Annotated in this window: 11 protein-coding genes; 7 read left to right on the plus strand and 4 right to left on the minus strand. The window is 68.9% G+C overall.

The window, feature by feature from the left end:
* Positions 1–54: 54 nt before the first annotated feature.
* The 4 genes from IB230_RS03605 to IB230_RS03620 are packed head-to-tail and all read left to right on the plus strand — an operon-like array spanning position 55 to position 3,365.
* Positions 55–333, plus strand: a complete 279-nt coding sequence (locus IB230_RS03605; protein WP_192268814.1) for a DUF4190 domain-containing protein — start codon at positions 55–57, stop codon at positions 331–333.
* A 14-nt stretch (positions 334–347) separates the two neighbouring features.
* On the plus strand, positions 348–1,403 hold the full coding sequence (locus IB230_RS03610; protein WP_192268816.1) for a quinone-dependent dihydroorotate dehydrogenase: 1,056 nt from the start codon (positions 348–350) through the stop codon (positions 1,401–1,403).
* Positions 1,400–2,440 (plus strand): UDP-N-acetylmuramate dehydrogenase, encoded by a 1,041-nt coding sequence (gene murB, locus IB230_RS03615; protein WP_192268818.1) that lies wholly within the window; start codon positions 1,400–1,402, stop codon positions 2,438–2,440. Before IB230_RS03610 ends, murB begins: the two co-directional genes overlap by 4 nt.
* Positions 2,441–2,456: 16 nt before the next feature.
* Positions 2,457–3,365, plus strand: a complete 909-nt coding sequence (locus IB230_RS03620; protein ID WP_192268820.1) for a DMT family transporter — start codon at positions 2,457–2,459, stop codon at positions 3,363–3,365.
* Between the two features lie 13 nt (positions 3,366–3,378).
* On the opposite strand, the gene IB230_RS03625 is transcribed toward IB230_RS03620, so the two are convergent.
* Positions 3,379–6,120 (minus strand): serine/threonine-protein kinase, encoded by a 2,742-nt coding sequence (locus IB230_RS03625; RefSeq protein ID WP_192268822.1) that lies wholly within the window; start codon positions 6,118–6,120, stop codon positions 3,379–3,381.
* A 95-nt stretch (positions 6,121–6,215) separates the two neighbouring features.
* On the opposite strand from IB230_RS03625, the gene IB230_RS03630 reads away from it, so the two are divergent.
* Positions 6,216–7,112, plus strand: a complete 897-nt coding sequence (locus IB230_RS03630; RefSeq protein ID WP_192268824.1) for a GGDEF domain-containing protein — start codon at positions 6,216–6,218, stop codon at positions 7,110–7,112.
* Between the two features lie 12 nt (positions 7,113–7,124).
* On the opposite strand, the gene IB230_RS03635 is transcribed toward IB230_RS03630, so the two are convergent.
* Positions 7,125–8,066: a DedA family protein/thiosulfate sulfurtransferase GlpE gene (locus IB230_RS03635; protein WP_192268826.1), complete on the minus strand. Its 942-nt coding sequence runs from the start codon at positions 8,064–8,066 to the stop codon at positions 7,125–7,127.
* A gap of 385 nt (positions 8,067–8,451) precedes the next feature.
* Between IB230_RS03635 and IB230_RS03640 the strand changes: the two genes are divergently transcribed.
* Together IB230_RS03640 and IB230_RS03645 are read left to right on the plus strand one after the other, a co-directional pair.
* Positions 8,452–9,867, plus strand: a complete 1,416-nt coding sequence (locus IB230_RS03640; protein ID WP_192268828.1) for a pectin acetylesterase-family hydrolase — start codon at positions 8,452–8,454, stop codon at positions 9,865–9,867.
* A 55-nt stretch (positions 9,868–9,922) separates the two neighbouring features.
* Positions 9,923–10,531, plus strand: a complete 609-nt coding sequence (locus IB230_RS03645) for a hypothetical protein (protein WP_192268830.1) — start codon at positions 9,923–9,925, stop codon at positions 10,529–10,531.
* A gap of 164 nt (positions 10,532–10,695) precedes the next feature.
* Here IB230_RS03645 and IB230_RS03650 read toward each other — a convergent pair whose 3' ends face one another.
* Both IB230_RS03650 and ispG read right to left on the minus strand, forming a co-directional pair.
* Positions 10,696–11,367 carry a phosphatase PAP2 family protein gene (locus tag IB230_RS03650; RefSeq protein WP_192271251.1) on the minus strand — a complete coding sequence of 224 codons (672 nt, stop codon included), beginning with the start codon at positions 11,365–11,367 and terminating at the stop codon, positions 10,696–10,698.
* A 4-nt stretch (positions 11,368–11,371) separates the two neighbouring features.
* Positions 11,372–12,637, minus strand: coding sequence for a flavodoxin-dependent (E)-4-hydroxy-3-methylbut-2-enyl-diphosphate synthase (gene ispG / locus IB230_RS03655; protein ID WP_192268832.1), 1,266 nt, complete (start codon positions 12,635–12,637; stop codon positions 11,372–11,374).
* Between the last annotated feature and the right edge of the window lie 25 nt (positions 12,638–12,662).

The raw sequence follows: 12,662 nt of genomic DNA on the forward strand, positions 1-12,662 counted from the left end.
TGCCCATCCGAACCAGCGCCATCGCGCCTCCCTGACCCCTGCACGGAGCTCCTGATGAACCAAGTCCGCACCACCAGCAGTCTCGCCATCGCCAGCCTCGTGTCCGGCATCCTCGGCTGGACCCTGCTCCCCGTCATCGGCACGATCGTGGCCATCATCACCGGCCACATGGCACGCGCCGAAATCCGGCGCAGTGCAGGCACGATGGACGGCGACGGCCTGGCGATCGGCGGGCTGGTGCTGGGCTGGGTGTCGGCACTCCTCTGGGTCCTCGGCATCGCCGTAATCTTCCTGTTCCTGGGCGGCCTGGCCTGGCTGGCGACGCTGAGCTGAGCCCGCGCGCGTCCATGTATTCGTTCGCCCGCCCCTTTCTCTTCGGCCTCGATGCCGAGACCGCCCATGGCATGGGCCTGAAGGCGCTCGACCTAGCCTACCGCACCGGCACCACCCCGCTGGTGGCCCGGCCGATCACGCCGATGCCGACCAAGGTCATGGGCCTGACCTTCCCCAACCCGGTCGGCCTGGCCGCCGGCATGGACAAGAACGGCGCGCACATCGATGCGCTGTTCGCGCTGGGTTTCGGCTTCGTCGAAATCGGCACGGTCACGCCCAAGCCGCAGCCCGGCAATCCGAAGCCGCGCATGTTCCGCCTGCCGCAGCACCAGGCTGTCATCAACCGCCTCGGTTTCAACAACGAGGGGGTCGACGCGCTGGTCCGCAATGTCCAGGCCGCGCGCCGCGACCGCGGCCTGCTCGGCATCAACATCGGCAAGAACAAGGACACGTCGAACGAGCGCGCCGCCGCCGACTACCTGTACTGCCTGGAGCGCGTCTACCCGCTGGCGGACTACATCACCGTCAACATTTCCTCGCCCAACACCGCCGGCCTGCGCGAACTGCAGGAAGAGCAGGCGCTGCGCCAGCTGATCGGCACGCTGCGCGAGGCGCAGGAGGACCTGGCCGCACAGCACGGCAAGCGCGTGCCGATGCTGGTAAAGATCGCGCCGGACCTGTCCGACAGCGACATCGATGCGGTCGCACGGGTCCTGGGCGACATGCAGGTGGATGGCGTCATCGCCACCAACACCACCGTCTCGCGCATCAGCGTGCAGGACCATGCGCATGCGCGCGAAACCGGCGGCTTGTCCGGTGCCCCGTTGATGGGCCAGGCCACGCTGGTGCTGCGCCGGTTGCGCACGCGCCTGCCGGACAGCATCCCGCTGATCGGCGTGGGCGGCATCCTGTCCGGTGCCGATGCCGTGGCGAAGATGTCCGCAGGCGCGTCGCTGGTGCAGTGCTACACCGGCCTGGTCTACCGCGGCCCCGAATTGGTCCGTGAATGCGTCGAAGCCATCCGTCGTCGCCGCGAAGCCCGCAGCGGTGGCCCGGTGGCGCCGGAATGACGGTCGGCTACCGCATCACCGAAAACGCATCGCTGCGCGAGCGCACCACGTTCGGCGTTCCGGCGCGAGCACCGTGGCTGATCGATGTCGATGATGCCGCAGCGCTCGACGAAGTGCTCGCACTGCCGCAGGTGGTCGAAGGCGAGACCCTGGTGATCGGCGGCGGCAGCAACCTGCTGTTCGCCGGTGATGCGCCGGGCGCGGTGGTCGCGATGGCCACGCAGGACGTGCGCGTACTGTCCGACGACGGCCAGCACGCCCTTGTGCGTGCCGATGCCGGCGTGGCCTGGCACCCGCTGGTGATGTGGACGCTTGAGCAGGGCCTGTGCGGACTGGAGAACCTGGCGCTGATCCCCGGCACCGCCGGCGCGTCGCCCATCCAGAACATCGGCGCCTATGGCACCGAGGTGGGCGAGTTCATCCGGGTCGTCGAGGCGCTCGACCGACGCGACGGCACACGCGTGCGACTGGATCGCGAGGCGTGCGCGTTCGCCTACCGCGACAGCGTGTTCAAGCGCCAGGCCGACCGCTACCTGGTGACGGCGGTCGAGTTCCTGCTGCCGCGCACGCCGGCGCTGCGCCTGGACTACGCGGGCATTCGCGAGGAACTGGCGGCGATGGATATCGCCGCACCGACCGCGCGCGACGTCGGTGAAGCGGTCATCCGCATCCGCCGCCGCAAGCTGCCGGATCCCGCGCGGGTCGGCAATGCCGGCAGCTTCTTCAAGAATCCGATCGTGTCGCAGGCGCAGGCCGACGCGCTGCTGGTCGACTACCCCACCCTGCCCGTGTTCCGGGGCGACGCCGCGCACAACCGCAAGCTGTCGGCCGCCTGGATGATCGAGGCCTGCGGCTGGAAAGGACACCGCGATGGCGATGCCGGCGTGTCGGCCGCGCATGCGCTGGTGCTGGTCAACCATGGCGAGGCCACCGGTGCGCAGCTGCTGGCACTGGCGCGGCGCATCGCAGACTCGGTGCATGCGCGGTTCGGTGTGCGGATCGAGCCCGAGCCGAAGATCATCGGCGCGCGCTGGTAGCGTCCGACTCTCCGTCATGCCCACCCTGCCCACCCACTATCGCGCCGCCGTGCTGATGCTGGGCAGCACGGTGTTCTTCGCCTTGATGGTGGTGGCGATCCGGCTTGCCTCAGCGACGCTGCATACGTTCGAGATCGCGTTCTTCCGCAATTTCTTCGGCCTGCTGGCCGCGGCTCCCTTGATCCTCCGGCACGGCCCGGGCTTCCTGAAGACCACCCAGTTCCCGCGCTACCTGTTCCGCTGCGTCATCGGCATCTGCTCGATGCTGGCCGGCTTCTGGGCCATCGGCCACCTGCCGCTGGCGCAGGCGGTCTCGCTGTCGTACTCCACGCCCCTGTTCGTCACCCTGGCGGCCGCCGCGATGCTCAACGAGCAGGTACGTGCGCGCCGCTGGACCGCGGTGGTGCTGGGCTTCATCGGCGTGCTGATCATCGTGCGACCGGGCACGTCGCAGTTCACCGTCGACGCGATGATCGCCGTGCTGGCGGCGGTGATGAGCGCGCTGGTCGCGATCCAGATCAAGCAACTCTCCAACACCGAGCCGGCCGACCGCATCGTCATCTACACCACGCTGCTGTGGGTGCCGATGTCGCTGCTGCCGGCGCTGGCTGTGTGGGAATGGCCGCAGGGCATCACCTGGGTCTGGGTGATCGCGGCCGGCGTGCTCGGTACCGGCGGCCACATGCTATGGACGCGCGCACTGAAACTGGGCGAAGTGTCCGCGCTCACGCCGATCAGCTTCATGCAATTGCCCGTGGTGGCGCTGTTCGGCTGGATGCTGTTCGACGAAACACTGGACGCGTGGACGCTGGTCGGCGCCGGCATCATCTTCGGCGCCAACGCCTACATCGCGCACCGCGAGGCCGTGCTGTCGCGCCGCGCCGCGTCGGAAGCGCCGAGCGCCGGCGCCAAGCCCGGCGAATAGTGGCGGTCCGGGCTCAGCCGGATTTGCCCGGCTGCTTGCCGGGGCGCTTGCCTTCGCGATAGAGCTCGACGAAGTGTGCCTCGTCATCCTTCAGCGTCTTGGGGTCCGCGGCCAGCAGGGGCGCGACGTAGCGACGGTACAGCGCATCGGCGTCTGCCTTGCGCCCCAGTTCGTTGTAGGTGTCGATCAGATTCCAGGCCGCGACGCGCGTTTCCCGGTCGGTCTCACCCAGCAGGCGTCGCCGGAGCTCGAACAACCGTTGGTACTCCGGCAGCGCTTCGGGGACCCGGCCCAGCATGCGCAGGGCTTCGGCGCGGATGACCATCGTGATCTGCGCCTGTGGGTGTTTCTCGCCCAGGGTCTTCAGTGCCAGCGGCTGCACATCGCCCAGCAGGCGCAGCGCCGCTTCCGCCTCGCCCGCATTGAGCAGCGTGCCGGCGTGGTTGACCAGGATGGAAAGCGTATCCGGGTGGGTGGGACCGAGTGCACGACTGCGCGCGGTGATGACCTGCTCCTCCAGCGGCAATGCCGACGCGAAGTCCTTGAGCTTCGCGTAGGCCGTCGCCAGGTTGAGCCGGGTACGCACCGTCTGCGGGTGGTCGCGACCCAGCACGCGCGCGCGCGCAGCGAGTACTTCCTGCAGCGCCGGCAGCGCGGCCGTCACCGCCTCCGTGTCGCCGCCATCGATCATCATCGTGGCTAGCGTGCTGCGCGCCTGCAGGGTGGTGGGATGTTCACTGCCGAACTTGCGCGTGTAGCGTTGGGTGAGGTCGCGCTGCATCGTGATCGCCTCGTCCCGTTCGCGATTCATGATGCGCAGCACGGCCAGGTTGCCCATCGCCGACAGTGTTTCCTCGTGGTCGGCACCGAGCGTAGCCGTGCGTCCGGCGACCACCGCCTCCATGTTGGCGCGCGCCTCGCGCAACTCGCCTAGGTTGCGCTGCACGGCGGCCAGGTCGTTGGTCGCCTCCAGCGTCGCGGGATCGTCCTTGCCGGCACTGGCGAGCAGCCGCGCCTGCACCGCTTCGATGACGCCCTTGGCCCGCGGGCGGTCACCGCGTGCCGAGATCACCTGTGCCTGCGCCAGTTCCAGCCTCACCCGCGCCCGGTCGTTGTCCGCCAGCGAGAAGGCGCGCGGCAGCGCCTTCTGCAGCACGGCCTCGGCCTCGTCGATATGCGGCGCGGCAAGCAACGCCTGCACCTGGTCGTTCCGCGCCCGCAGCGTCTCCTGCGCACCATCGCCGTGCACGCGGCTGCGGTAGTCGGCCACCTGCGCGAAGTGCGCGGCCGCCTTGTCGTAGCGCCCGATGGCCATGTACACGTGACCGACGGACTCGCGCAGGCTGGCGGCCACGTCGGGCTGGTCGGCGAAATCGCGGGCGATGGCGTTCTCGGCATTCGCCAGCAATTGCTGGTCGACGAGATCGCGCGCCAGGTCGCCGGTGCTGGTCTTGGCCAAGGTGGCGCCGAAAGCCTCGGCGGCCGACGGATCGAGGCTGCCGACCTGGCGCACCAGGCCCTCCGACAGGCCCACGCCCATCGTCTCGATGTCGATGCCTTCCAGCATCGACTGCTGGAACGCCGCCACCTTTTCCAGTTCGGCACTGCGCGCCTCGGCCACGCTGCGTTGCGTGTGCGCCTGCTGCAGGCCGTACAGCGACAGGCCCAACCCGCCCAGCAACGCCAGCAGCGCGAATCCCGCGGCCACGGCGGACGCGCGATGACGGCGCAGGAACTTGCGCCAGACATAGCCGCGGCTCGGCGGCACGGCGGCGACCACTTGGCCATCGAGATAGCGCTGAAGATCGTCGGCCAGCGCCGCGACCGAACCGTAGCGGGCATCGCGATCGTGCTGCATGGCCTTGAGCACGATCCAGTCGAGGTCGCCACGCAGGCGTTCGCGCATCCGTGCCAACGACAGGCCGCGCTCCTGCGCCATCTGTTCGGCCTGCCCGGCCGGCAGCGCGGCCAGGCGCGATGACGGCGCGACGGCGGTCGGTGTCTCGGCGGACCACGTCTCGCCGGCTGCCTCCGGCCGCACGCCGGTGACCAGTTCGCACAGCACCACGCCCAACGAATAGACATCGCTGCGCGTGTCCACCTGGCCGGCGTCGCCCTGCGCCTGTTCCGGGCTCATGTACTCGGGCGTGCCGGCACGCTCAAGCGCGGCATCACCGGCCAGCGAGGCCGCCATCGCGATACCGAAATCGATGATCTTGGGCGCCGGGCGGCCATCGAGCGTCTCCACCAGCAGGTTGCCCGGCTTCAGGTCGCGGTGCACCACGCCCTTGTGGTGCGCGTGCTGCACGCCCTCGCAGACGCGGATGAACAACGCCACGCGCGCGTCCAGCGACAGCCGCTGGTCACGGCAGTAGCGCGTGATGGGGCTGCCGTCGGTCAGCTCCATCGCGAAGAACGGATAGCCTTCCTCGGTGGTGCCGGCATCGTAGATCTGCGCGATCGCGGGATGGCGCATCTGCGCCAGCACCTGCCGCTCCACTTCGAACCAGGCCAGGTGGCGGGCCTGCAGGCGCTGCACGCGCATCAGCTTCAGCGCCACCTCGCGGCGCACCGGCTCCAGCTGCGCGGCACGATAGACCTCGCCCATGCCGCCGCGGCCCAGCAGGGTCTCGATGCGGTAGCGGCCCAGCCGAGCGCCCGGTGCGAGCGTGCCGTCCGGCGCCGTGGGCGCGTCCTGCAGGCGCGTGGCCAGATTCTCGGTGGGTGCGAGGTCGTCGTAAGGTTGCGATGTCATGCCACTGTCCCCGGTGCGCCCGGCCATGGTAGCGGAAGCGTGAGTTGACCGATCGATCCGTTACACTCGGTCCCGCACCTGCCTGTCGCGCACGCATGTCCCGGGACTTCCTCAATCCACCGACCACGCAACGGACCATCCTGAGCGACGGCCCCCGGCCGGCGTCGCACCGGTCCGCGTGCGTGGTGGTGATCCACGGCGAGGGCCTGGGGCGCCGCGCCGACATCGATACCGCGCGCGTTCGCGTGGGCCGCTCACAGGAAGCCGACCTGCACATCCCGCACAACAGCGTCTCGCGCCTGCACTGCGAGATCTGGCGCGACGGTGAAAGTTACCGCGTGCGCGACCTGGGCGCCACCAACACGACCCGCGTCAACGACGCGGCGGTGTCCGAGACGGTGCTGGCCGACGGCGACCACATCACGCTGGGCGAGAGCATCCTCAAGTTCATCAGCCACAGCAGCGTGGAGGCGCGCTACCACGAGGAGATCTACCAGCTCGCCACCCACGATGCGCTGACGGAGATGTACAACCGCCGGCATTTCATCGAGACCGTCGAGAAGGAGATCGCCCGCGCGATGCGCCACCAGCGAGAGCTGACCATGTGCATCATCGACGTCGACCTGTTCAAGCCGATCAACGACCGCTACGGCCATATTTCCGGCGACCACGTGCTGAAGCAGATCGCCGCACTGGTGCGCCGGCACGTGCGCAACGACGATGCCGCCGCCCGCATCGGCGGCGAAGAGTTCGCCGTGCTGCTGCCCGAATGCGGGCCGGAGGCCGCCTACGGTTTTGCCGAGCGCCTGCGCGAAGCGGTCGAGGGGGTGGTCTTCAAGCCGGGCGGCGAACCGCAGACGATCACCGTCAGCATCGGCATCGCCGCGCTGACGCCGGACCGCGATACCGTCAGCCGCATGATGGCCGCCGCCGACGCCGCGCTGTACCGCGCCAAGAGCGAAGGCCGCAACCGGGTCTGCATCGAGCACTGACCGGCGCGCGGTTCAGCGCGCCAGCGGATCCACCCCGAATCCCCCCGCCCGCCACGCGTCGATGCCACCTCGCAATGGCAGCACGTCGCGGAAGCCCGCCTTGCGCAGCCTGCCGGCCATCCAGGCCGCCGATACTTCGTCCGGGCATGCGCAGTAGATGACGATTTTCCCGTCGCGCGGATACGCGGCGAGGACGCCGTCGAGCTGGCGTTCGTCGGCGAACACCGCCCCCGGGATGACGTACGGATCCACGTCGCGGAACCCCGGCGCCCGGATGTCGAACAGCACCGGGGCGCGCCCGTTGCGGATTAGGTCGTCGAGTTCCGCCGGCTCGATGCGCGCCGCCTCCAGCGATTTCATCAACGCGTGCCGACGCCACCAGCGCCAGCCGACGTAGGCCGCCAGCGCGATGCCGATCACCACGCCCGCACCGGTGCCCAGCTGCGACAGCGTGTCGATGACGGTTTCGACCTGCCGCGAGAACACCACGCCCAGACCCAGGCCCAAGGCCGCCCACAGCGTCGCGCCCAGACCGTCGTAGCGCAGGAAGGGCGGCAGCCGTGATTGCATGGCACCGGCCAGCGGCACGGAGACCATCGACAGGCCGGGGATGAACTTCGCCACCGACAGGATGCGGATGCCAAAGCGGCCGTAGAAGCGCTCGGTGCGCTTCATGCAGGTATCGCGCGACAGCGACAACCGGCACAGCGACTGCAGCGTGCGGTTGCCATAGCGGCGGCCGGCGTAAAACCAGACGCTGTCGCCGATCAGGCTGGCCGCGACGGAGGCCGCCAGCACGCCGAGCAACGGCAGCCACATGACCTCGGGCTGCAGTGCCAGTCCGGCGCCGACCAGGATCAGCGTCGGCATCGCCGGCACCGGCAGGCCCAGCGACAGCGCCAGCACGTTGGCGAACACCAGCAGTACGCCGTAGCGGTCGACCAGTTCCTGCATTCCGATCCCCAGAGCCAGAACGCCAGCGCGATGCACGATGGCGAACGCGCATGGTCTGCCGCCGCCGTCGAAGCGGCAAGGCACCCGTCCGCAACGATCCGTTGCCGGCGTCGATCGCGCACGCCGATACAAGGACCGCCTGCCCGTGCTGCATCGCGAGATGCCCGGATGCACGCCGTGCCAGACGGACGCCAGGAAGGGGGGATTTGCGGCCAATGCAGGGGGCGCGGACAGCCAAACCCCGCGCCATCACGCGCGCTTAATCCCGCCGGCGGCCGAACACACCACCATCCGCCCCTGTACGGTCGCCACCCCACGGGTGCCGCACGCCAAGGCAGTCCATCCCGTTGAACGTCCGCTCTGACTCTCGCTGGAGGATCCGATCATGGTCGTACCCGTACGTCCCGCCCGCCTGCCCCTCGTCCTGGCCGCGGCCACGCTGACCCTCGCGGTCGCTGCGCCACTGAAGGCCGAGGAAGGCGACTACAGCTTCTGGCAGACCCTGGTGAATCTGGTCTCGCCGCCCAAGGCCGACAACAAGGTCACCGCCGCGCAGCGCACCGGCAGCTATCCGCTGCTGTCCAATCCGTCCGGCTTCAATGACGGCTTCCAGCCCGGCCGCTACGACGCCTGGCAGACGATCCAGCTGGCACCGTCGACCGGCGCGGTCTGCGGCGATGGCTCGCCGTTCAAGTTCTTCGTCAACCGCGTGGCCGACACGCGCAACACCATCATCTACATGGAAGGCGGCGGCGCCTGCTGGGACTACGCCAGCTGCAGCGGCCAGAGCGGCATCCGCGGCGCGCGCAATCCCAACGGCATTCCCGACGACTACATGGGCCTGCTGAATCCGGGCGCCAGCCTGGTCAGCCCGTTCGTCACCCGCGTCAGCCCGTTCGACGGGGTCAAGACGCAGGGCTGGAACATGGTCTACGTGCCCTACTGCACCGGCGACATCTACAGCGGCGACAAGGTGGCCGTGTACAACGACCCGAGCGGGCAGAATGCGCCGCTGGTCTGGCACCACAACGGCGCCCGCAACGTGCGCGCGGTGGTCAGCTGGCTGAAGGACAACCTGCCCCGTCCCACGCAGATGTTGTCCACCGGCTGCAGCGCCGGCGGGGCCGGCAGCCTGACCAGCTACCACCCGCTGCGCCGTGACCTGGCGCCGACGCGCAGCTTCCTGATCGACGACTCCGGCCCGATCTTCCCCACCCCGAAGAACGGCAACCCGATCGACTATCCCTCGCAGCCGCTGATGGCGCTGATCCGCAGCGCCTGGGGCCTGGACCAGCCCAACGGTCCGCTGCCCTACCTCGCCAGCGGCCTGCCGCAGTTCGACCTCAATGAACTCGGCAGCCTGTATCCGGCACTGTCCAGCAAATACGCCAGCGACCGCCTGGGCCATACGCACTTCTGGAAGGACCTCAACTACTCCTCGTACTCGTACGAGCGCTTCTATCCCGACATCGCCAACGCGCCCGACCAGGCGACCAAGGAGGCCCGCATCCATGCGCGCTGGAACACCGACACCGCACGGCTGCGCGACCGCCTGAACGGGTTGAACAACTTCGGCGGCTATTTCCCGCAGTACCGCGCGCTCAACGAAAGCCACTGCACCACCATCGTCGATTTCAAGAACGCCGACGTGCAGGCGCAGAACCTGGAGCTGAAACACTTCATCGACAGCGTCCTCGATGGTCAGGGCAAGGTGCTGGATGCCAGCGAGCAGGACGACAAGGCCGACAAGGCCAAGCCGTTCAACCTGCTGTACTGGCTGGTCGACCAGCTGATGGGCTGACGTCCACGCCCGGGGCCGTCGTGCATCGACGGCCCCGGCGCACATGGGGTTCCGCATGAAGAAACTGCTGACGCTGCTGGTGCCTTGCCTGGTCTTCATGGCCACCGTGCTGTGGTGGCGGAACGATGCGCCGGAGGCGAGGAAGATCGTGTCTGGCACCGCGATGCCGGCAGACGCGCCCTCCCCGGCCATGGTGTCGTTGCAGGCGACACCCGAGGCGCAGGCGCATCGCGACCGCCAGCGTTTCGAAGCCGATGCGAAGGACTTCTTCGCGCGCGCGGCGTCATTGCGTGCGGTGGAACGCAGCGAGCGCGCCGATGCGCTGACGCGCCAGATCGACCGTTACGAAGCCCAGGGCGGCCTGTCCGCCGGCGAAGCCGTGCTGTTGCGCACCGCGCTCGTGAAAGCGACCGTCGACGATCCGGCGCGGCAAGCCGAGGAAGTCGCGGCGATCGCCGACCGCTACCGCGCGCACGCCGACCAGCGCATGGCCGCGTTCGCCGCGCAGCAGGCGAGCGATCCGCGCTTCCAGTCCTACAAGACGCGGGAAGCCCAGGTAGTGGCCGAGGTGATGGCCATGACCTCGGTGCCGGCCGGCCTCACCCGCGACCAGTACCTGCGGCAGCGGCTGCAGGAAGAGCGCGAGCGGGCGTATGCGCCCTAGCAGCTGCTCCTCTGTAGGAGCGACGTAAGTCGCGACCGCACGTCATCAGCGGTCATGCACCTTGGCGTCATCCCATTGCTGGCAGCGCGCTGTCGTAGAGGCAATCGAATAGGTTCGTTCGTGCGGTCGCGACTTACGTCGCTCCTACAGAAAGCAGAAGGCGCCTAACTCACCTGCCACGGCCTGCCGCGCACGCGGAACAGCACGAGGTAGACGCCGGACACCCAGGCGATGCCGGCCGCGAACCCGCCAAGAATGTCGGACGGGTAATGCACGCCCAGGTAGATGCGCGAGACGCCGACCAGCAGCGCGAAGCTGCCGGCGAGCGCCACCGCCAGCCAGCGCCAGCGCGTGTGCCAGCACAGCAGCACGACCACCATCGCCAGCGTCGCCGAGCCCATCGCGTGGCCGCTGGGGAAACTGAAGGTGTGCTCGGGCGCGATGGATTCCCACAGGGAAGGACGGTCGCGCTGGAAGAACTGCTTGGTCGCCAGGTTCAGCAGCGCCGAGCCGGCGAACGACACCCCGGCGAAGGTCGCCTCGCGCCAGCGCTTGGCGATCAGCAGGCCGGTCGTCAACGCGATGTCGGCCGGCACCACGCCCCACTGGTAGCCGATCGCCGAAATGAAAATGAAGAAGCGGTCCAGCGCCGGCCCGGCCAGCGCATGCGCGCGCCACAGCAGCGGGTCGTCGAAATAGAAGGCTTCCAGCTCATGGACTTCGTCGGCCAGTTCGACGAAGGCCCACAGCGGCGCCAGCAGGCAGAGGAACAGCAGGACCAGGCGGCCGCCATGCTCGCGCAGCAGGCTGGCGATGAAGCGCCGGCCCTGGGCCAGCCTCTCAGCCGGCGACACGCGCGTACTTGCTCTCGACGTAGTCGTCGATCAGCGCGACGAACTCGTCCGCGATGTTCTCGCCGCGCAGCGTGACCTTCTTCTCGCCATCGACGAACACCGGCGCCGCCGGCGCCTCGCCGGTGCCCGGCAGCGAGATGCCGATGTTGGCGTGGCGCGATTCGCCCGGGCCATTCACCACGCAGCCCATCACCGCCAGCGTCATGTTCTCCGCGCCGGGATGCGTGACCTTCCACTCCGGCATCTTGCCGCGCACGTGTTCCTGCACGACCTTGGCCAGTTCCTGGAAAAACTCCGACGTGGTGCGCCCGCAGCCCGGGCAGGCGGTGACCATTGGGGTGAATGCACGCAGGCCGGTGGTCTGGAGCAGTTCCTGCGCGACGATCACTTCCTGCGTGCGCGACTGGCCCGGTTCCGGCGTCAGCGAGATGCGGATGGTGTCGCCGATGCCTTCCTGCAGCAGTACGGACAGTGCTGCCGCGGAAGCGACGATGCCCTTGCTGCCGATGCCGGCTTCGGTCAGGCCCAGGTGCAGGGCGAAATCGGTGCGGCTGGCCATGTCGCGGTAGACCGCGATCAGTTCCTGCACGCCGCTGACCTTGGCCGACAGCACGATGCGGTCGCGCGGCAGGCCGAGCTCGACGGCGCGCTCGCCCGAATCCACCGCCGACCGGATCAGCGCTTCGCGCAGCACGCGGCCGGCGTCCCATGGGATCTCGCGCGCGTGGTTCTCGTCCATCAGCTGGGCGGCCAGTGCCTGTTCCAGCGAACCCCAGTTGGCGCCGATGCGCACCGGCTTGCCGTAGCGGATCGCGAACTCGATCAGCTGGGCGAACTGGGTGTCCTTCTTCTTGCCGAAGCCGACGTTGCCCGGGTTGATGCGGTACTTGGCCAGCGCCTCGGCGCAGGCCGGCTCGCCTGCCAGCAACTGGTGGCCGTTGTAGTGGAAATCGCCGATCAGCGGCACCGAGATGCCCATCATCTCCAGCTTCTCGCGGATGCGCGGGATGGCGGCGGCGGACTCGGGATTGTTGACGGTCAGGCGGACCATTTCCGAGCCGGCGCGCCAGAGATCGGCCACCTGCTTCACGCTGCCGGCGATGTCGGCGGTGTCGGTGTTGGTCATCGACTGCACCACCACCGGGCGGCCACCGCCAACGGTGGCGTTGCCGATCTGGACGGCCTGGGTGATGCGGCGCGGCCAGGGCGCGGCGTCGGTGGGGGGCGTGGGGCGGGTGACGGCATCGTGCATGCCGACATTGTAGCGTGGGCCACCC

Origin of the sequence: Pseudoxanthomonas sp. PXM01, from assembly GCF_014851815.1 — a bacterium.
In the GTDB taxonomy this organism is placed as follows: Bacteria; Pseudomonadota; Gammaproteobacteria; order Xanthomonadales; family Xanthomonadaceae; genus Pseudoxanthomonas_A.